This is a genomic window from Methanolobus sp. ZRKC2, from assembly GCF_045291185.1.
Classification (GTDB): domain Archaea; phylum Halobacteriota; class Methanosarcinia; order Methanosarcinales; family Methanosarcinaceae; genus Methanolobus.
Genome location: NZ_CP146980.1, coordinates 2,569,707 through 2,588,200, shown reverse-complemented (window position 1 = coordinate 2,588,200; position 18,494 = coordinate 2,569,707). Strand labels below are relative to the sequence as shown.

The 18,494-nt window shown below is 40.5% G+C and carries 19 protein-coding genes and 1 tRNA gene; 12 read left to right on the top strand and 8 right to left on the bottom strand.

Features of this window, described 5'->3' with window-relative positions; translation table 11 throughout:
• Positions 1-52: 52 nt before the first annotated feature.
• Positions 53-140: transfer RNA gene (locus V7O62_RS12420), tRNA-Leu, on the bottom strand.
• Positions 141-244: 104 nt separating this feature from the next.
• Positions 245-2,719, bottom strand: coding sequence for a plasma-membrane proton-efflux P-type ATPase (locus V7O62_RS12415; protein ID WP_406656647.1), 2,475 nt, complete (start codon positions 2,717-2,719; stop codon positions 245-247).
• A 422-nt stretch (positions 2,720-3,141) separates the two neighbouring features.
• Here V7O62_RS12415 and V7O62_RS12410 point away from each other — a divergent pair, with 422 nt between their 5' ends.
• A complete protein-coding gene (locus V7O62_RS12410) occupies positions 3,142-3,678 on the top strand; it encodes a DUF3267 domain-containing protein (RefSeq protein WP_406656646.1) in 537 nt (178 codons plus the stop codon).
• Between the two features lie 28 nt (positions 3,679-3,706).
• Here the strand turns inward: V7O62_RS12410 and V7O62_RS12405 are convergent, their stop codons facing one another.
• Positions 3,707-5,086, bottom strand: a complete 1,380-nt coding sequence (locus tag V7O62_RS12405; protein ID WP_406656644.1) for a cryptochrome/photolyase family protein — start codon at positions 5,084-5,086, stop codon at positions 3,707-3,709.
• Positions 5,083-5,667, bottom strand: coding sequence for an SOUL family heme-binding protein (locus V7O62_RS12400; protein WP_406656643.1), 585 nt, complete (start codon positions 5,665-5,667; stop codon positions 5,083-5,085). Before V7O62_RS12400 ends, V7O62_RS12405 begins: the two co-directional genes overlap by 4 nt.
• A gap of 133 nt (positions 5,668-5,800) precedes the next feature.
• On the opposite strand from V7O62_RS12400, the gene V7O62_RS12395 reads away from it, so the two are divergent.
• Positions 5,801-6,442 carry an HAD family hydrolase gene (locus V7O62_RS12395; protein ID WP_406656642.1) on the top strand — a complete coding sequence of 214 codons (642 nt, stop codon included), beginning with the start codon at positions 5,801-5,803 and terminating at the stop codon, positions 6,440-6,442.
• On the opposite strand, the gene V7O62_RS12390 is transcribed toward V7O62_RS12395, so the two are convergent.
• Positions 6,411-7,610 (bottom strand): UDP-N-acetylglucosamine--N-acetylmuramyl-(pentapeptide) pyrophosphoryl-undecaprenol N-acetylglucosamine transferase, encoded by a 1,200-nt coding sequence (locus V7O62_RS12390; protein ID WP_406656641.1) that lies wholly within the window; start codon positions 7,608-7,610, stop codon positions 6,411-6,413. The genes V7O62_RS12395 and V7O62_RS12390 overlap by 32 nt on opposite strands.
• A 184-nt stretch (positions 7,611-7,794) precedes the next feature.
• Here V7O62_RS12390 and V7O62_RS12385 point away from each other — a divergent pair, with 184 nt between their 5' ends.
• The gene (locus V7O62_RS12385) at positions 7,795-8,796 is read left to right on the top strand and encodes a PHP domain-containing protein (RefSeq protein WP_406656640.1); all 1,002 of its coding nucleotides are present in this window, start codon (positions 7,795-7,797) and stop codon (positions 8,794-8,796) included.
• Positions 8,797-8,842: 46 nt separating this feature from the next.
• Here the strand turns inward: V7O62_RS12385 and V7O62_RS12380 are convergent, their stop codons facing one another.
• Positions 8,843-9,871, bottom strand: coding sequence for a YbhN family protein (locus tag V7O62_RS12380; protein WP_406656639.1), 1,029 nt, complete (start codon positions 9,869-9,871; stop codon positions 8,843-8,845).
• A gap of 216 nt (positions 9,872-10,087) precedes the next feature.
• Between V7O62_RS12380 and V7O62_RS12375 the strand changes: the two genes are divergently transcribed.
• Positions 10,088-11,302: a UDP-N-acetylglucosamine--N-acetylmuramyl-(pentapeptide) pyrophosphoryl-undecaprenol N-acetylglucosamine transferase gene (locus V7O62_RS12375; RefSeq protein ID WP_406656638.1), complete on the top strand. Its 1,215-nt coding sequence runs from the start codon at positions 10,088-10,090 to the stop codon at positions 11,300-11,302.
• Between the two features lie 98 nt (positions 11,303-11,400).
• On the opposite strand, the gene V7O62_RS12370 is transcribed toward V7O62_RS12375, so the two are convergent.
• Positions 11,401-12,147 (bottom strand): SIMPL domain-containing protein, encoded by a 747-nt coding sequence (locus V7O62_RS12370; protein ID WP_406656637.1) that lies wholly within the window; start codon positions 12,145-12,147, stop codon positions 11,401-11,403.
• 727 nt (positions 12,148-12,874) lie between these two features.
• On the bottom strand, positions 12,875-13,555 hold the full coding sequence (locus V7O62_RS12365; protein WP_406656636.1) for a hypothetical protein: 681 nt from the start codon (positions 13,553-13,555) through the stop codon (positions 12,875-12,877).
• A gap of 383 nt (positions 13,556-13,938) precedes the next feature.
• Between V7O62_RS12365 and V7O62_RS12360 the strand changes: the two genes are divergently transcribed.
• The 8 genes from V7O62_RS12360 (at position 13,939) to V7O62_RS12325 (ending at position 18,485) form a co-directional block, all read left to right on the top strand.
• Positions 13,939-14,535 (top strand): DUF4367 domain-containing protein, encoded by a 597-nt coding sequence (locus V7O62_RS12360; RefSeq protein WP_406656635.1) that lies wholly within the window; start codon positions 13,939-13,941, stop codon positions 14,533-14,535.
• A 335-nt stretch (positions 14,536-14,870) separates the two neighbouring features.
• Positions 14,871-15,647 (top strand): hypothetical protein, encoded by a 777-nt coding sequence (locus V7O62_RS12355; RefSeq protein ID WP_406656634.1) that lies wholly within the window; start codon positions 14,871-14,873, stop codon positions 15,645-15,647.
• A 441-nt stretch (positions 15,648-16,088) separates the two neighbouring features.
• Positions 16,089-16,247, top strand: a complete 159-nt coding sequence (locus V7O62_RS12350) for a hypothetical protein (RefSeq protein ID WP_406656633.1) — start codon at positions 16,089-16,091, stop codon at positions 16,245-16,247.
• On the top strand, positions 16,247-16,552 hold the full coding sequence (locus V7O62_RS12345; protein WP_406656632.1) for a hypothetical protein: 306 nt from the start codon (positions 16,247-16,249) through the stop codon (positions 16,550-16,552). The genes V7O62_RS12350 and V7O62_RS12345 overlap by 1 nt, the downstream gene beginning before the upstream one ends.
• Positions 16,553-16,576: 24 nt before the next feature.
• Positions 16,577-16,753, top strand: a complete 177-nt coding sequence (locus V7O62_RS12340) for a hypothetical protein (RefSeq protein WP_406656631.1) — start codon at positions 16,577-16,579, stop codon at positions 16,751-16,753.
• Positions 16,750-16,962, top strand: coding sequence for a hypothetical protein (locus V7O62_RS12335; protein WP_406656630.1), 213 nt, complete (start codon positions 16,750-16,752; stop codon positions 16,960-16,962). Before V7O62_RS12340 ends, V7O62_RS12335 begins: the two co-directional genes overlap by 4 nt.
• An 82-nt stretch (positions 16,963-17,044) precedes the next feature.
• Positions 17,045-18,262: a hypothetical protein gene (locus tag V7O62_RS12330; protein ID WP_406656629.1), complete on the top strand. Its 1,218-nt coding sequence runs from the start codon at positions 17,045-17,047 to the stop codon at positions 18,260-18,262.
• 10 nt (positions 18,263-18,272) lie between these two features.
• Positions 18,273-18,485 carry a hypothetical protein gene (locus tag V7O62_RS12325; protein ID WP_406656628.1) on the top strand — a complete coding sequence of 71 codons (213 nt, stop codon included), beginning with the start codon at positions 18,273-18,275 and terminating at the stop codon, positions 18,483-18,485.
• Positions 18,486-18,494 lie beyond the last annotated feature (9 nt).

Sequence of the window (18,494 nt, the reverse complement as noted above, 5' to 3'; positions counted from 1 at the left end):
TCAGTAAGGCTTTAGCAGATTGAGTTTTCCTTGATAACAACATGCATAAAAATGGTGCGGGAGGTGCGATTCGAACGCACGAACTCCTACGAGACAGGGTCCTAAGCCCTGCGCCTTTGGCCAGGCTGGGCAACCCCCGCATTTTCGAACAGCACTGTAAACGGATTTGTTATTTATTAATATTACGCGCTCTACAGATAATTCAGGATATATTTGTGATTAAAAAATGATAATTTCTGGATCATCAACGATGGAAAATCAGTCCTTTATGATCCAGAACTTTATAGAAGCGCACTTTCAGGAAATCAGTTATCACAAAAGCTACTAGAGAGTAGACCCACACGAAAATGGCCAATTCCCAGCCTATTGGAGTTATGTAGAGACCATATACCACAATCAGGGTTGCAAATAGCTTTGTTGCGACAGCAGACCATAAGAGAAGCCCTCCAGGCTTTATGGACCAGAAAGGTCCCCTTGTGCGAGCCAGGAAAATCGTCAGGTGACCGGCTACGGCCAGCTTGAGGAAAATAAACGATTGGATCTCACCCTGGCTAAGGCTGAGCACAGTCTCTCCCAGATAGAGAATTAGGAAAGAAAAGAATACACTTATGAATCCCAGAAAAGTAGCCATGGTTATGATACTTCTCATATTCCATTTATCGGGAAAAGGAGAAGGTTTCACATTATCATATGCAATAGCCATTATGGGACCATCATTAAGTAGTGCCAGCAACACAATCATGAAGGCTGTTATTGGGTATAAATTGAAAACCACGATAGAGAGAGCGATAAAGAACACTATGTTTACAGTTTCTGAAACACGGTAGACAGAGTAGCTTTTCATTCTCTGGAATATTATCCTGCTCTCACGAACAGCATCCACAATAACCGAAAGACCGGGTTTGGTAAAAACGATATCTGCTGCAGATTTAGCTGCATCCGTAGCACCTGCAACAGCAATACCGGCATTCGCTTTTTTAAGGGCAGGAGCATCATTTACCCCATCACCCGTCATACCAACAATGTGATCGTTATTCTGCAACAGCTCTACAATATGGTACTTATGTTCCGGGAACACCTGTGCAAAACCATCAGCATTCTCAACAATACTCATTGCTTTATTGTCAGACATATGAAGTATTTTTGAAGCTGCAATGATATGTTTTCCCAGATTAACCTGACCCGCAATCTCCTTTGCAATGGCAATGTGATCACCGGTAACCATCTTGATCTTTACTCCCAGGGACTGGGCTTTCTTGATGGTTTCAGCAGAGTCATCATACGGAGGATCATACAGAGCCAGTATACCAAGCATCCTCCAGGTCCCATTCTCATCCGTGCCTGCAACTCCGAGTGCTCTATGTCCTTCAGATGCGAATTTTTCCACAACGGTATTCAATTCATCGCTAATAGCATCTTTATTGGAGGACATCTCAAGTATAACCTGAGGCGCTCCCTTTGCAAACTGGAAGTGTTTGCCATTACTATCTTCTACTGTGACCTGGGCACGTTTTATAACCGGATCAAAAGGCTTGAATTCAAGAACTTTGTATTTTGAACTCCTTCCTCCGACGTCCTCCATACCTTTAACCCCGGATATTATCGCAGTATCTATTGGATCATGGTCTTCTTTCCTCGAGGCCAGCAGGCCACCAAGATATACATCAGTATCCGAAAAATCCCCGAAAGACACAACATCGGCAAGTGTCAGCTTATTCTGGGTAATAGTACCGGTCTTATCAGAACACAGCACATCCATACCTGCCATTTCCTCTATAGCAACCGGTTTGCTTACGATAGCCTCCTTCTTGGAAAGATCAGTAGCTCCCACTGCCATTGATACGGACAATACGGCAGGCAGTGCAGCGGGAATAGCTGCAACCGTCAAAACAAGTGCAAATTGGAGAGTTGTCAGCATACTCTCCTGACGGTAAAGAGCCACCATGAAAATAAGAACAATTGCAAAAACTGCAAGGACTATAAGGTAATCCCCTATTTTCATAACGGCTTTCTGGAAATGGCTTACAGTCTTGGCTTCTGCCACCAGACGTGTTGTTTTGCCAAAGTAAGTATCCATGCCTGTCGAAACAACAAGAGCATTCATCTCACCTTTCTGGATTATCGACCCGGAGTATGCTACATCCGAAACGTGTTTCTCCACAGGTAGAGACTCGCCGGTTAATGCAGACTCATCAATCTGCAAATAATCGCCTTTTATCAACTTGACATCAGCAGGAACGATATCCCCAAGACGCAAACGCACAATATCCCCCGGAACCAGTTCACGTGCAGGTGATTCTGTCCACTTGTCATCACGCTTAACCCTAGCATTTAGGGCCATTCGCTTTTTCAAAAGTTCGATGGCATTGTCAGCCTTATTTTCCTGCCAGAAACCCACAACAGCATTAATTAATAGAAGCACGAATATGATGATCAGGTCATCCCAGCTCTGTATAATTGCAGAAAGAATTATAGCAATTTCTATCATCCAGGGAATGGGACCCCAGAAATAACCAAGGAACCTTCGAAGAGGACTTACCTTTTTCTCGACGATCTCATTATAACCATATTTTTGAATTCTCTCCTGAGCTTCGGAAGCAGTAAGACCATCAGGGGATGAAGAGAGTTTATCCATTACCTCATCTACCGAAGTTTCACTGCCGAATTTCTCTTTCTTACCCTGGTCTTTACTACTCATGTCCCCAGCATCATCTGCCATAAAGCAACACCCACACTCACACAATACAAACTGCCAATTCCGTACAAGTAAAGTTTTTCCTCCAGCATTAAATGCCTTTGGAAATGAAATTACTAAAGCAAAATCACTTTCAGTTATTCATGAAAATTGTCCGGGAACCTCCATAAGTAATTAGCATCTATCGTTTAGAACCTGTACAGTAGTACTGTCAGAATACTATAATCATACTTACAGGCACACATTTATCCAAAAGATAAAACAAGGCAGGAAGAACACTTTTCCATAGCTTCCATAGCCTTATATAACAGGAAAATGGAACTGTGGTCGATTATTCACTACCATGGATAAAATGAACTAAAAATGAAGGCATTATCATTAAGATAAGCAGCAAAATTCCTACGTACAGCCAGCAAAGGCATGATTTATTAATTGAAGACAACTGGATGCAACTTAAAGAGCCTCAAAATCTTGTGACCTCAATAGTTGTTTCACTGCCCCTGATGGCCCTCAATACACTACTGGCAATTGCCGTGTTCGGTTTGTTCCGGCCAATGGTGCTCTCAGATCTTGGCATCAGCCAGGAAGGATTCCAGATAACCATCAATCTGCAGATAATTGCAGGTTTAATTGTGCTTTTGCTGGTACATGAACTGCTGCATTTAATATTTGTACCGCATTTTGCATCTTCAGAGAAGACATGCGTTGGCATGACCCTTATGGGAGGATACGTTTATTCAGAAGAAGAGATCCCAAAATGGAGATATCTACTGATTACAATAATGCCTTTTGTAGTTATTTCATTAATAGTGCCGCCCATACTTGGAATTCTTAGCTTGTTGTCCCCTTTGGTGCTGATCCTGATAATTATAAACTCCATGGCATCTTCAGTGGATATACTGACATTCATAACGATAGTAACACAGGTGCCCAATGGATCATACCTGACAAGCAACGGTTTAAGGACCTACTGGAAAAAATGAAATAATCCTCCACGCAATTATAAAAATATCACACAGACCTGAATATCACAAGAGACCTTGCCCTTTCAAGAGAATGATCCACCATTGGTTGACGGTATCCCGTATCATCGGGCAATTCGGTCTTTTCAAGGGCATGGATGATTTTTGGGTTAACTCCTGCAAGTTCAGGTACCCATTTCTTGATGTATTCGCATTGAGGATCATACTTTCTTTGCTGCAGCCAGGGATTGAATATACGGAAGAAAGGTTGTGAATCTGCCCCTGTGGAAGCTGCCCATTGCCAGTTTCCGTTGTTCACACAGGGATCATAATCCACCAGTTTGCTCGCAAAATATCTTTCTCCCCAGCGCCAGTCAAGATGAAGATCTTTAACCAAAAATGATGCAACAATCATTCTCACGCGGTTATGCATATAGCCGGTGGAATTGAGTTCCCTCATACCGGCATCAACAATAGGAAAACCTGTATTACCCGAACACCATTCTCCAAAAGCCGGCATGTTGTAGTCCCAGGATATCTTCTCAAATTTCTCTTTGAAGGCACACTTGAACACATATGGATAATGATATGCGATGTAGGTGAAGAAATCACGCCAGTAAAGTTCCCTTATCAGGGAATGTCCGGCGCCCAGTTCATCTTTCACAATATGATAGAACTCCCTGATAGAAATAGTTCCCAGTTTATTATGTGCCGAAAGTCCAGTAGTTCCGTTAACTGACGGATAATCCCTTTCATAATCGTAATCCTTAAACCGCGAAATATTCTCCAGTACCTTCAGGGCGTTATACCTTCCCCCATGAGTGAATATACAGTCATTCCGTACATTCAGCAATCTATCAATATCAGTAATTTCTTCCAGACCAAGGTCTTCGGTATAAAAATTGCTTTCCACCATCGTGGAAGGCACAGGAACTAAATTGGCAGAAGCTGCATGGTAAAACTGAGAAAAAACAGAATAAGGTTTTCCTTTCTGCGTGAATACAGTAGCAGGCTCATTCAGAAGGCAATCATGGAATTGCAGCAGCCTGACATTCATATTATTACATACATTCCTGATTGACTCGTCTCTTTGTCTGCTAAAAGGAGTGTAATCCTCATTCAGAAAAACAGCATCTATTCCAATTTCATCCGCGAGCATGCCAATGACATCTTCCGGCATACCTGAAAACATATACAAACGTCCACCTTTACTCTCCAGCTGGCTCCTGAGATCTTCAAGGGATTCCAGCAGGAACTGAAAAGCATTGTCATTGAAGTTCTCCCTCTCAGGATTCGCAAGTCGCGGATCGAATATAAAGCATGGTATGACTTTTTGCGAAGAATCTATTGCTTTCATAAGAGCAGTATTATCCTCAATACGTAGGTCCCGCCTGAAAACAAAAAGTGATCTTCGAAATTCCGACATCATTGTACCTCAATTGCAACCTCGTTTCTCATCAGCACAGAAGGGATCCAGGGAGGATCATATCTCATCAGAAAATAGTCTCCTTTGGTTTTGATACCATGCTCATCGAGTACCCTGTCAAGCTCTGCCCTGTGTTCCTCATAACTTGAATCACTGACATATCCTGAAAAAGTTATCGTTGCAACTTTCCGTGGAGGTAACCTGGAAGTACCAATATTACTATTTTCCGGCACAGGTATGTCTTTTGAATTGTATTCTTCAGGAAGCACAAAGGACATGTTCACAGCACCTTTTCCCTGGTCAGAAAACACAGGTGCCGTCATACTGATTTCGACATTCTCATTGTTATTGCCTGATATATAGCTTGCAAGTGCCGAAAAAGCAGAGTTTGTACCATCAGATGTAATTGTAATTAGCGCAAGATCGCCGTACTGCCTTATTTCTACATCGTCCTCCAGCTCTTCCAAAATAACATAATCCACCTTCTCTGAACTCATCGATACCATTACTCCCGCAAGGAACCAGATTACAATTAATACGCCTACAATGGCCAGGATTCCAAAAATAACCTCCTTCCTCTCCATAATAATAAAACGCATTTGGAGCTTAAAGGTGTTTAGATTTCACTTAATTCCGAAATAAAACTGCATCTATATAGTCCAAATGCAAAATAAGCTTTTAAAAATATTTATATATATTATGCTCGTTTCCATACACATGATCGAAGCTTTGATCTTTGACGTTGATGGCGTACTTGTGGACTCCATGCACCTGCACGCACATGCATGGAAAACAGCCTTTGCTGAAGCAGGGATTGATTTTGACGAGAGGGAAATATATGGCATGGAAGGAGCCAACGATAAAGGTATTGTCGAAATGGTAACTAAAAGTCTGGACAAAGAGATAGATGACGGGATTTTCAACTCTGTCCCGGCCAGAAAACATGAGCTTTTCAATGTCGACGATGTGAAGGTATTCGATGGCATGGACACCTGCCTCCAAAATCTTAAAAATGATTTACTCCTTGCCGTTGTTTCAGGTTCTGACCGGAGTGCCGTGGAAAAAATGATGGGCAGATTTTTTCCGGATACTTTCAACGTAATGGTCAGCGGAAGTGATGGTATCCAGGGAAAACCCAATCCCGATCCATACAATAAAGCCGTTGAAGAACTCGGAGTACGCAAAGAAAATTGCATTGTTGTGGAAAACGCACCACTGGGGGTTGAAGCTGCAAAGAGTGCCGGGCTTTTCTGTATAGGTTTACCGACCTATGTGGACAGCACACAGCTGGAGCATGCCAACCTGGTTCTGAAGAACCATGAGGAACTTATAGCCTATCTGAAGGAAACGTTGGAGTAACTTCCAGATTGCATTTTTTGCTGGTTTCGGTACAAATGCTCTCCAGCAATTTCCTGACAGATGCAGGACCATAGAGAGATTCAGCCTGTTTTCTCAACTCTGCGGTATTTTCTCCGAATTTGCCTTCAAAGACTACCTCGCATATCATTGAAAGCAATTCTTGAGCTGAAACTGAATAATCAAGCCTCCTGCCATATCCCCTGTTATCCACAACCTGAGCATTATTCTCCTGTTCATTATGACCCTGGTCCGGGAATGAGAAAAGCGGTAATCCGAAACTCAGTGTTTCCATAAGAGTGCCATGTCCCCCTGCAGAGATTACGAGGTCGCTTGCTTTGTAGTACGGGAAAGGATCGGCTATGAAACTGCAGATGTTCACGTTTTCAGGTATTTCCCCCAATTCGCCAATATCCAGACTGGGACCTGCTATAAGAGTATAGTTTATGCGATGATCCATCTTTGCGGCTACCAGGATTTTATCAAATATTTCTCGCCTGTAGCCGAAACCTCCGATTGTGCACAACACATGCGGACTGGCCATATCGGGTGCTTCCACCTCGCTGAACCTTTTTCTGACAAGTGGACCGCTAAATGTCATCTTTTTTCGGATATCCTGAGGAAATGCAAGGTTGCGAGCACATACAGTATAAGGCTCCGGAAAATCCGGGACTACTATACGATCAACTGTGTGGTAGATGAAATGATAGAATCTCCTGACAAAAATACCAAGAACCCCGACTGCCGAACCTTTGCTCTGAAAGAATTCCTCCATGTTAGACTGGTTAACGATCATGCAGGTACCAATTTTCTTTAACCTGGCAGCCAGTATACCAAGATAATAACCATCAGACACTATGATATCCGGATCTTTTTCTCTGACAAGCCTGAACACCGAGAGAATATTGCGCAGAGACATGCTTTTGATTGTGTGCCTTATGGAAGCTTCAAGATTCAGAGAACCTTCTTTGCCCACGAGTTTTAGCTCCTGCGGAATCTCACAGACAGTGTATCCTGATTTTTCAATCAGTTCCTTTGAGTAGCCGTAGGCTCCGAAATGTACAGTGTGACCTGCAGACATTAGCTCCCTGCCAAGAGTAATACTTCTGCCGGTGTGGCCAAGGCCTTCACCACATGTGAAAAGAATAACATCCATGATTTTTTCCGCCATTTATCTTATATGTTCATGTCGCATATATTCCTATGAGGGGTAGATTAAGATAACACTAAATAATATATTTCTCTTTAGAATGTATATATATTAGAGATAACTATATTATATAGAGATTAAATATTTATCTGGCACTTTTTTATATATCACATGAAGCTCGGAGTACTATAACAATCTGAAAAGCGTGATAACCTTGTTCCAGAGACCAGACATCAGCAAACAGAAGATTATTTCCTCTGAAAGGACAGCCAAACTTTTAGAAAACGGGTGGCACAGGGCAGACCTGCACGTACATACCTGCTGTTCCTACGATGTCCCTCCTGCAAGGTCAATGCATCCTGAAAATCTCTTCAACAAAGGGAAATCGAGAGGGCTTGATTTCATAACTTTTACAGACCATGATACTGTAAAGGCCTATGACCTGATGGGATGGAACAGAAATGATCTTACAACAGGTGTAGAGCTCTCCATTAACGACCAGGAAAATGTTGGCCACACAGTACATATCAATGTTTTTGAGTTTGATAAGCAACAATACAAGGAATTCAACCAGCTGGCAAGAAAAGAGAACAATATCTACAGCCTGATAGATTATTTCAAGAGCAATGATCTCCCTTACATGTACAATCACCCATTCTGGTTCCAGCTGGGAGACAGGCCTAATATCCTTGCAGTACCTGAACTTGCAAAGAACTTCCCGGTTATAGAGTATAATATGCAGGATCTGAAACAGAAAAACCTGTTTTCAATGGTCCTTGCACAACGCTATGGGAAGGGAATGGTAGTCACAACTGATAGCCACACAGGAAGCATCGGAAAAGTTCATACCATTGCAAAGGGAGACGATTTCCGCGAATATTTCACCAATATCAGTAAAGGCCGCTCTTATATGGTAATAGACGAACCTATATGGAAACACCTGACAGGAGAGATGAGTGCCTGGATCGAACTGGTATTCAGCATGGAGAAGGATATACGCGAAGAGATGGGATTTACTACCGGCGTGGGAAAGATAGACAGAATTGTGGATCTCCTAGACAAATACGGACTTAACCATCACCACAGATTCAACAGTGCGGCAATGAACGCGATGCAACTGGTATCAAGATCAGGATTGCCGGTTTTCCTTTATATGCTTTCAAAACAGCCCCAGGTTTCCAGGATCGGTAAAATGGTTAATGTCTGAGATATTGATATCCAAATCAGGAAACTCTTTTTTTATTTTCTATGATTCACTGCCTGTTAAGAATTTCTCCCATAAGATCACTGTCATGGAGTATCTTGAAACTTACCAGGCCACCTATGAGGAGGTTTATGTAGAAAGTAAAAGCCCTCCATATGATAACGAGAACACCAAGCATATAGGCAGGTACAAATGTGGAGAACAGGGTTGTAGCCCCGAATTCTGCTATACCGCTTGAGCCGGGAGTTGCCGGTACGATCAGGAGAATGAACAACAGTACCTGGGTCGCAAAAGCATACAGGAAGAAAGGTTGTGAGCCCAGACCCAGTAAGAGAACAGGGATCAGTGAGAATTCCAGTACCCAGAATAGAACGGTTAATAACATTCCATAGAATAAACCACTCCTACCTTCATTTATGAAAGTGTAACTGCATTCATTAAAGTGCCCGATCTCCTTTTCTACCCGTTGGGGCAGATTTTTTACCAGTTCGCTTTTACCGGTGATCCTGACAAAAAGACCGGAAAACATGTGAATGATATTTACCAGTTTCCCCGGTCTCTTGACGGAATACATCAGCAAGAGTATTACGCCAAGTATAGTCACAACTCCTGCCAGCAGAAGGATATCGATTCCTGGATTGTTCATCCTTCCACGCAGGAAATATACTGCTATCGGAGCAGCTATCAATATTACTATAGCATCAAGCAATCTTTCAGTTACAACTACCGAAGTTGCTTTTCCCAGGGGCATGTACCTTTTACTGAGAAGATGCACCCTCAATGGCTCGCCTCCGGCTGATGACGGAGTGATCGAGGCAAGGAAGACACTTGATGAAACTATCTCCAGCGAATCGATAAATTTTACATTATATCCAAGGGCCTTTGACATAGAGCTGGTTCGAAGTCCCCATACTACGAAGGAAAGTAAGTGTAACAACAGAGCGGCAAATATGTACTCCATTTTCATCCCGAGGATTATATCCAGGGTCTGCTGATCCCAGACAAACACGAATATAATGAGAACGGAAATGAAACTTATCCCAAGAGTTAGTGTTAATAATTTTGATAACTGTTTCATCTGCAGCCTTCGCAATTAAATTGTCTGATAAACTAAGCATTTGTATAGACTGCCGGGTTTTATAATAAATTGATGGTATTGGGCATTTAGAGAAGTCAGGAAGATATTTTATGAGAAACTGGAAAAAATGCAAATACATCAATCAACTTTTTAAAAAATAAAGCATATTATCATGCTCATGAAGTTTTCTGCCATAAAGGCAAAAAGGTGCTATAGATGAAAGTAATGATATTTGTCTGCGGAGAGGGCCTTGGACACACTAGCAGGTGTATCTCCCTGGCACGGGAGCTGACATCTGCAGGTCACACTGTACACTTCGGAGCCTATGGGTATTCTGCAGATTTCATCGAAAGTAAAGGTTACTTAGTCCACAGGATACCTTCGGAAGTCACGCTTGTAGGTAAAGCAGGTACCCTGAACCTTAAGAGATCGATACTTGCAACTTTCAAGAGAGGACAATTCCTGAGCATTATCAAAATCACAAGGCTGCTTAAAAGAATTAAACCTGATGCTGTAATCTCGGACAGCTACTACATAGGTGTCATGAGTGCAAAGGCCAGGAGTATACCCACTCACCTGATTATCAACCAGTCAAGCATGGAACAGTTCTTCATGCAAGAGGGAATTTCAAGCAGGATTGTCGGAGAGCTTGTTAAGAAGTTTTACAGTGGAATATTCAAGAGAATTGACGGCATCATCATCCCGGATTTTCCCATTCCCCACACCATATGTCGCAGAAACCTTGAATTTGAGAAAGATATCCTGGATAAAGTTCTCTACAGCGGCCCCCTAATAGGAAAGGAATACGAAGAGGTTGATGAGTTGGACCTTAAAAAACCGCATATTCTTTCCACGCTTGGAGGTTTTGGCTACAGAGAACCGATCTTCAGGAAGGTAATACAAGCAGCAGAGATGGACAAAGAGATTAACTACACACTACTCTCCGGCCCGAATGTAGACCCTTCCATCTTTGAATCCCTGCCAAAGAATGTAAAGGTGCTCGAATTCATTGACGACCAGTTCCCATACCTTAAGTCATCGAACATTGTAATTGCTCCCGGCGGACACAGTACTATGATGGAAGCTTTCAGCTTCGGTGTACCTATGATTACTTTTCCTGACATGAACCACACCGAGCAACAGAATAATTCATGGGCGGTGGAGGAGGATGGCCTCGGGAAAAAGCTGGATTACTCTACATCTCCCGAAAAGATACTTTCAACCATACAGGAAATTCTCCAAGACAGCAAATACAGGGACAATACTTTTGAATTGAAAACGGCAGCAAAAGAGCTTAACGGACCTACAGCCATATGTAAGATGCTTGAATCGGAACTGAGAGATAATGAGAGAGATGAAGGGAAGAAGAGAACGAAAATTGCTGCGATTGGCAGGTTACGAAAGAAGATTTCTGTAAAGAAGAGTTATTGAGAACACAAATTAAAGATGATATCAGAAGTTTCAGAAGGCACGCCAGCCATTCTGCAACTCCTGATTTTTTGGTGGTACAATATCGAAGTCAGATTCTTTTATCCAATATAATATGTAACCTGGACTGACATTGAAACTGTGGTCTCACCTACCTCGATTGGAGTGGAAGCTGCTTCGTCCATTTCTGCTTTATCCATGTTCCTTGCATAGTATATTACAGGATCATCATCATCACTTATGGATGCTGTCTGCACACCTGTAACCTCAACACCCAGACTGTCGGCGAGGTCATTGGCCTTTGATGATGCATCAGTTGTGGCTTCATCCAGAAGATCTTCTCGAAGCTGCTCCTGCATTTCATCGGACACTGAGAAGGAGATGCCTCCGATCTGGTTAGCTCCTGCATCTGTAGACCTGTCGATGATATCGCCCAGGTTGTCAAGTTCAGTGGTTGTGACCTGCACACTGTTGGATGCCGAGTAACCGGTGATCATTCTTTCTCCCTCATAGTTGTAGACCGGATACACGGAAACATAGGATGTCTGTATTTCCCTATCCTCCAGACCCATTGCCTTGAGTTCTTCTATGACGGCACTCATGAGAGCTGCATTCTCATCAGATGCCACCTTTGCAGTATCGGATTCCACAACTACACCTATGCTTAAGGTGGCTGTATCCGGGACGACTTTCTGTTCAGCGTACCCACTCATGGTAATTGTATCTTCTACATTCGTTCCTAACCCATTCTGCGAGATGGCGAATATCGTCAGCGACATCACCACCAGGACTATTGATAGTGCAATTATAGCTAAATAGGATTTATCGTTTTTATTTTCCTGTGACATTTTCACATGCTCCTTTTTAGGTGCTTTGTTAACCGACAATTATGCCAGGTTATTGTAGTTAACAGAAGTACCTGCACATATTAAAGAATTGTTTAAACTTTAAGTTGAGTTGTAGTTATATATGGCGCAGCATATTGATAAGAAATAATAGAGGAGTGAAGTGAATTTATGAGGATAGAGAATGAATGGCAATTAACTACTGCATCTCCTGAAAGACTAGCCTGGAAGCACAAAGAAAATACTAAAAGTAAAGGAAGTGAATACGATTCTACAGATTCGTTTTTTTACTAATACAAACAATAAGAGAAGCCACTAAATACACCCATACTAAGTAGACTGCAATTGTAAATAGTATGAATGGAACATTAGTACTTTTAAAAGCCAAATATTCTACATATTTTTCTGTACCAAGCATTCGCGAGACAATAATCGTGGAAAACACACGTATGAATGTGGGGATGAGATACAAGCTCACAACCAAAATTATGAAACTATAAATTTTTTGTTTTGTAGGTCTAATAAATGTGATAATATCCATAACAAGCGTAATGTCTAGAAATTATTAAAATGTTTTTGAGTTTCATGGAAAAAGGTAGCGATAAGAATCTAAACCACCAATTTGAGAACGAAATTGGTCAAGACTTATGAACCATTTTTCAATGTATTCGGGTGAGAATACCTCCAAATAAAGAAAATCTAAAAAAAGTAGATAGCTAGATGAATCGCTTCAGAGCCTATCTTCAATTATTTTAGCAATTCTGATTGCTTCATCTAAATCTTTGCCCTTTTCATCCATAACATTTACAGTTACCAATTCATTATTAGAGGTCATGAATATTAGGTCGGTATGCGAAATATCTGATAGGTTGGCATATGAAATATCTGATTCTTCAGAGGGGGAACTACATGAATAGAAGCCATTAGTACCAATGTTGCAAGTATCAGTATCATATTCTGCCCCCTGCAGCTGTACATCCTGCTCTTCCATCGCAGTTTTAAATATTTCAATCCACTCATATCCTCGTTTAAACATGAATTCCAGTCCTTCATCCGAATCGAATTTTTCGATTTCAACCGACACCGCACGCCCGGATTTATCAATCCAATAAGATTTCTCTCCAACATTGCGAGTAACCAACGGTAAAGCGTCTGTATATTTGCTCCCGCGGGATGAATTATAAGTGTAAATATCACTTTTAGGAGCTGCATAGAAGAAATAATCGTCTAAAGTAAGTCCCGGTACATCACTAGGTTTAATTATCAAATCAGGAGCCGGATAGGATTCCGAATCTGTTTCTGAAGAAAATGAAGCTTCTGAAATACCTTCATCTTCGCTACTGACACAACCTGAAAAGAGTAAGCAAGCTATTAAAATAAAAATCATCAATATATTTTTTGTATCAATCAACTCTTCGACCTTCTAGAATTTATTTATGATTCATAAATTTATTATCATATGTATTTTTCGTTTTTATTTGAAATCTCAGGTTTTTCAGCTTCACTCTATGAAAAAAAGCAGATACTGAGAACATCAAACAGTAAGAAGAAATCATCCAGTTATGTTGACTAATAGAAAGCAATAAAATAATTTTGACTCTGTAGAAAAACTATTGATATCATCATCTATCATCTAAACTCTGCAAAATAATCACTATTCGGAGAAAATATAAAAATTTTATTGAATCATATAAGCAGTTTGATAGAATGACCATAAAGTAATTATAAAGTGACCTTTACTGTGTCAAAAACAATTAATAAACAATAAATATTAAGAATGAGTAGGCATAAATTATGAGAAGTAAGAAAGTATTAATAATTTTGTTGATTTTGTTATCTGCATTTTTTACAACAGGTTGTGTGGACGAACAGACTGACCAAGGAGAAATTGCAGAAACACATGTTCAAGGAGAAAAGGAACTGCAGGATCCTACTTTGATGGAAGAAAATTTATCTGTTTCTCAACTGCAAACAAGCAATTTTGATGCAGCTGCAACTCCTGTTCGTGTATCACTGGAAGAAGCGCAGGACAAGGTAAGTTTTGAGGTAAGTTATCCTTCATATATTCCTGAAGATTATAATTTCATCCATGCATCTATTTATAAAAGCGTTGATAAAACAGCTTCAGAGGGTGTTTTGGAAAGTGTTGGTCTATTGTACAAGAACAACACTGGTTTTATAAGTATCAGTGAAAAGAGTTATCATAATGATTCTTTCAAGTATCAGGCAACTGACGATGATGAAACTGTCAATATCAATGGACATGAAGCCACATACATAGAATTTTCACAGGGTCATGCTTTGATATGGGATGTAGACGACATCCAGATATGTATTTATGCTATGACTAGCAAAGAAGAAATTTTGAGGATGGCTAAATCCATAAAATGACCTGTATGGTCCCATTTTTTCTTTTTTTGTTTTTTTATATTTTAAAATGCTACATATACCAAAATAAGAATGCCTGAAAAAATTATTAACCTTGCACCATATCCTCCATTTTCCCTCCCCATACAGGTATTTGTTTTTGTTAGTATGGCATATAATATCAATAGAACACTCACAATTAAAGGAATGAGTGATAAGATTTTGCCTACAATTTTTTCTTCAGTAAGTCAACCCTGAGCCATTTTATGTATATCTTCTGAATCCATGCTCTCTGTATTTATGTGGTGGATTTTCAAGTATACAAATTTCTATATAGTAGGTAGAAAGTACATTTATTTATGAAATCTATGCAAATAATGCTAATGTTTATGTTCTTAATTCTGATAAGTTCAGGATGCACAGAAAAAGAAGAATTCACAATATCAGATAATGCAACTATAATATCCATGAAATATGTGGTCACCTCGCCAACTGACATGGAAATGCAGGAACTGATAATTAATTCAACTTCTATGAATCTCAGCATATATAGTCCTGACAATGAACTCAAAGCACGTTATGTCACTCCAATGATCAAGTACCAGTGGAAACAGCCTCCTTATATGCTGAAAGGAAAGCCCTTCCTTGAGATGACGTCCTCTTCCAAAGCGCAGAAAATCCGACCAGATGCTTCAGATTCTGGTACTCTGGAAGTTACTGTGCTGCAGGATGGTAGTATACACAAATTAACCATTGATTCAGATTCTTCTGAATATCAAGTTGAAGATTTGTATGAGATTGAAAATTATATGGATTCTTTGAGACAACTCGCATTTGAACCCACATTTGATGAAGCACAGGAAATTGTTGAGCAATGGATCATTTCGATGCCAACTTACAGTTTTGATGGTTCAAACCTCACATTGGAAGAACATATTCGCGAAGATACACTGCCTTCTACACACCTGCTGATTTACACATTCACCAGCAGTCATGAAGGCTATGGTGACCGCTCAGATGAAATTTTAACTGAAGCAACCACTAACCACACAATAAGAGTTACCTTTAGCCAGCGTGAAATCAGAAAAGCCATAATTGATGGATCATGGGATGAGATCAATCAAGAAACAGTATAAAGTAACCTTATACTTGGCGTGAACTCTCAGCAATAACAATTCAAGAAAAGGTTAGAAAAGTGCGCCGACCGGGATTGGGAGCCTTCATAATTATGATGACATCCCGCACCTATCGGCCATATCACCCAATGATGAACATTAGGTGTTTACTCTTCCTGTTGTCATGAAACGCTAGCGGGCGGACAAAATAGAAAACCCGGTTCACGTTTCAGACTTGACCAATTAGCCGTTGGCACAGGTCAAGTAATCACATATTGTGTTTACAAAGATAAAAGGGTTTTTATACCTAAAATACATTATTAAGAATGTTGAGTTTAGCCGACTCGACTAAAATATTATAGGACAAAATAAAATGAACTCGAATAGTATTAGCTTAAGCTATATCAACATAGCTAGCATAGTAGTTGAAAACAAATCATTCTTTCCGGGCAGGTGTTCTGCATGAAAACCAGCACAGTACATCCACACGGTAAGGATGATAAATATTGTCGTTCTGTGATTCCTCAGCCGGTTTGTAAGGAGGTTGGGTTGAAAATCGGAAGTACTCTTTCTTGGTCTGCACTTGACAATCAAACCCTTATCGCAAAGGTGGTGCAGTAATGGCAGATACTAAACCAGAAGATAAGCAAAATGAATCCGGTGTTCCTAATGCTTTGCCGGAAACAGCATACTTGCGCTTGCCTTCAACTGATTTTTCCCTTTCTCCTGATAATGAAAAAGATGGCAGGAAATATGAAGGTTCTGTTAGTCTCAAAGTTTCCAATACTGGCGACTTCAGAAAGGACTATTTCAGAATTCCTTATATTGACATGAAGAAGATTATTGACTTCTGCCGTGAGAATAAGGATCTTTTCAATAAGCAGCTAAAACAGGAACGTGAAAAGTTACAGGTAGGGGATCTTTAACCCCGCCTTTTCTGAGGTGTTATTATGTCCGATAGCTGCAAGCATGGACTTTCAGAAGCAAGACTCACGGAACTTGTCACCCTGCGCCGCCATTGTGTTCTATATCGGGACGAATCCGATGATGTAACAGATTATAGAAAATGGCAAGGAAAGATAGACAAAATAGACGCAGAATTCAAAGCTAACGGGGTGCTACCATGACCAGCACTCTTAAAAGGTGTCCTGACTGCGGACAGCCTGTTAGAGTTTTTCCTTCAGATGACTTCACAGAGTGCGACAATAAGTTATGTGGTGAATCTTTCCGGGTTGTTCGTGATGGGGACGACATTAAACTCCTTCATCTCTACTACAAGAAACGTCCAGATAATGAAACCCGTTTAGACATGTTCGCCCAGGGGTTGCTTACATGATCGAAGAAATAGGTGGTCTTGTGTGCCTTGGGATGATGTTTCTTTCTATGATAATTGGTAATCGTCTTGTGAGGTGTGGACTGTGACCGAGCTTAAACTAGGAGATATCCAAGAAGTATACTTTAAAACGTTCGACATGGAACGCATATGCATAGACAAGGTATTTTTCCTTGTTTATGATGAGAATTACTCCCAGGGTGATCATCGTTTTGATTCTGAACTAAGAGACAAATTTATACATTATGTGAAACGGTCCCGCATCGGAAAAGGTCGTTTTGAGCAAGTTTTACGGAAAGAAAACGAAGGTCAATATTCATCCTGGGAACTCCAATTAAGAGGGCCTCGCGTAATGCGTTTTCATGTCAACATTATACATTTTTTGCAGGAAAGGCATAACATAAGGCCTGAGAGTGTCATATACGATGATAATTTTATGCCAATCGATGTAAAGCTTACCGCTCAGGATTATGTAGCAGCTTTTCGGGAATTCGTATGGGACGCAATGCAACTTTATAAGCGAGTGGTAAAAAAGCATTGGGGTGTTGACCTAGAAAAGATAAGATACAAAATATCCGAAATTGAAATACCTTTCGAGGTCTATCCGGCTAGTGTTGAGGACATCGCTGATAACTTGTATGCAAAAGGTCTTGCATTTTCAAAATATAACACCCAGAGCGGCACAATCTACCTACAGGATGTCAAAACCGACAACATGATTAAAGTTACCCGGAAGTACGACAAAATATCTAAAGTCGATGATGCAGACTTAAACCCGGTCCTGCGTCGTGATATTCTCTATATGAATAAAATAAATAGCGGAAGGAATGACCACAAAATACAGATAAAAATCTATCAGAAAACATTCGGACTCTGCAGGATAGAATTCACAGTATTCTCAAAAGATGCAGATTCAATCTTTGAATTCAGGCGAGAAGATGAACAGATAACAGAAGACTTAATTCTATTCGTTCATCACGGCCTGAAAGAAAACGGCGTTTTAGCAGATCGCTATGATAAATCGCTTGACGATGTTATCAAATTCGTTTCAAAAGCATTCAAAGAACCTGAAGATCTGATATACTCCCTGCGTGGATGTGATATTTTCGAAACTTGCAGGGCTAACAGATCATCACGGCAAAGGCTGGTTAAAAAAGGAATCCTGCTTAAGAAATATGACAGTGACGGGCAACAGCAAAGAGGTGTTTATATTGTCAATCCTCTTGTACGTGATTTTTTGAACATGTATAAACCGAAAGGTAACGAACACTTTGTAAAAGGGGGTTTATTCCCTGATCTCTAAAGGTGGTAATGTGATTGAAAAGATACTTCGATATTTTTTAGTTATCAATGCTCCTTTTGCAATGTTGGATTTATTATTTTTAAATAGACTAAAAGATGTTGGATTCTTAACCGATATCGAAAGGCAGATAATAGTATATTCTGGGTTGTATCTTGGAATCCTGCTTTCTATTTTCATAGCATGGGCAATACTGAACGAAAATGCAGAAAATAATGCCAAATAGAGGAAAATG

Excerpts from the sequence above, each read along its gene's own strand:
- V7O62_RS12395 (WP_406656642.1), top strand. The coding sequence starts at position 5,801 with ATGATCGAAGCTTTGATCTTTGACGTTGATGGCGTACTTGTGGACTCC.
- V7O62_RS12350 (WP_406656633.1), top strand. The coding sequence starts at position 16,089 with ATGAAAACCAGCACAGTACATCCACACGGTAAGGATGATAAATATTGT.
- V7O62_RS12410 (WP_406656646.1), top strand. The coding sequence starts at position 3,142 with ATGCAACTTAAAGAGCCTCAAAATCTTGTGACCTCAATAGTTGTTTCA.
- V7O62_RS12335 (WP_406656630.1), top strand. The coding sequence starts at position 16,750 with ATGACCAGCACTCTTAAAAGGTGTCCTGACTGCGGACAGCCTGTTAGA.
- V7O62_RS12415 (WP_406656647.1), bottom strand. The coding sequence starts at position 2,719 with ATGGCAGATGATGCTGGGGACATGAGTAGTAAAGACCAGGGTAAGAAA.
- V7O62_RS12400 (WP_406656643.1), bottom strand. The coding sequence starts at position 5,667 with ATGGAGAGGAAGGAGGTTATTTTTGGAATCCTGGCCATTGTAGGCGTA.
- V7O62_RS12360 (WP_406656635.1), top strand. The coding sequence starts at position 13,939 with ATGAGAAGTAAGAAAGTATTAATAATTTTGTTGATTTTGTTATCTGCA.
- V7O62_RS12345 (WP_406656632.1), top strand. The coding sequence starts at position 16,247 with ATGGCAGATACTAAACCAGAAGATAAGCAAAATGAATCCGGTGTTCCT.
- V7O62_RS12340 (WP_406656631.1), top strand. The coding sequence starts at position 16,577 with ATGTCCGATAGCTGCAAGCATGGACTTTCAGAAGCAAGACTCACGGAA.
- V7O62_RS12380 (WP_406656639.1), bottom strand. The coding sequence starts at position 9,871 with ATGAAACAGTTATCAAAATTATTAACACTAACTCTTGGGATAAGTTTC.
- V7O62_RS12375 (WP_406656638.1), top strand. The coding sequence starts at position 10,088 with ATGAAAGTAATGATATTTGTCTGCGGAGAGGGCCTTGGACACACTAGC.
- V7O62_RS12405 (WP_406656644.1), bottom strand. The coding sequence starts at position 5,086 with ATGATGTCGGAATTTCGAAGATCACTTTTTGTTTTCAGGCGGGACCTA.
- V7O62_RS12390 (WP_406656641.1), bottom strand. The coding sequence starts at position 7,610 with ATGGCGGAAAAAATCATGGATGTTATTCTTTTCACATGTGGTGAAGGC.
- V7O62_RS12370 (WP_406656637.1), bottom strand. The coding sequence starts at position 12,147 with ATGTCACAGGAAAATAAAAACGATAAATCCTATTTAGCTATAATTGCA.
- V7O62_RS12355 (WP_406656634.1), top strand. The coding sequence starts at position 14,871 with ATGAAATCTATGCAAATAATGCTAATGTTTATGTTCTTAATTCTGATA.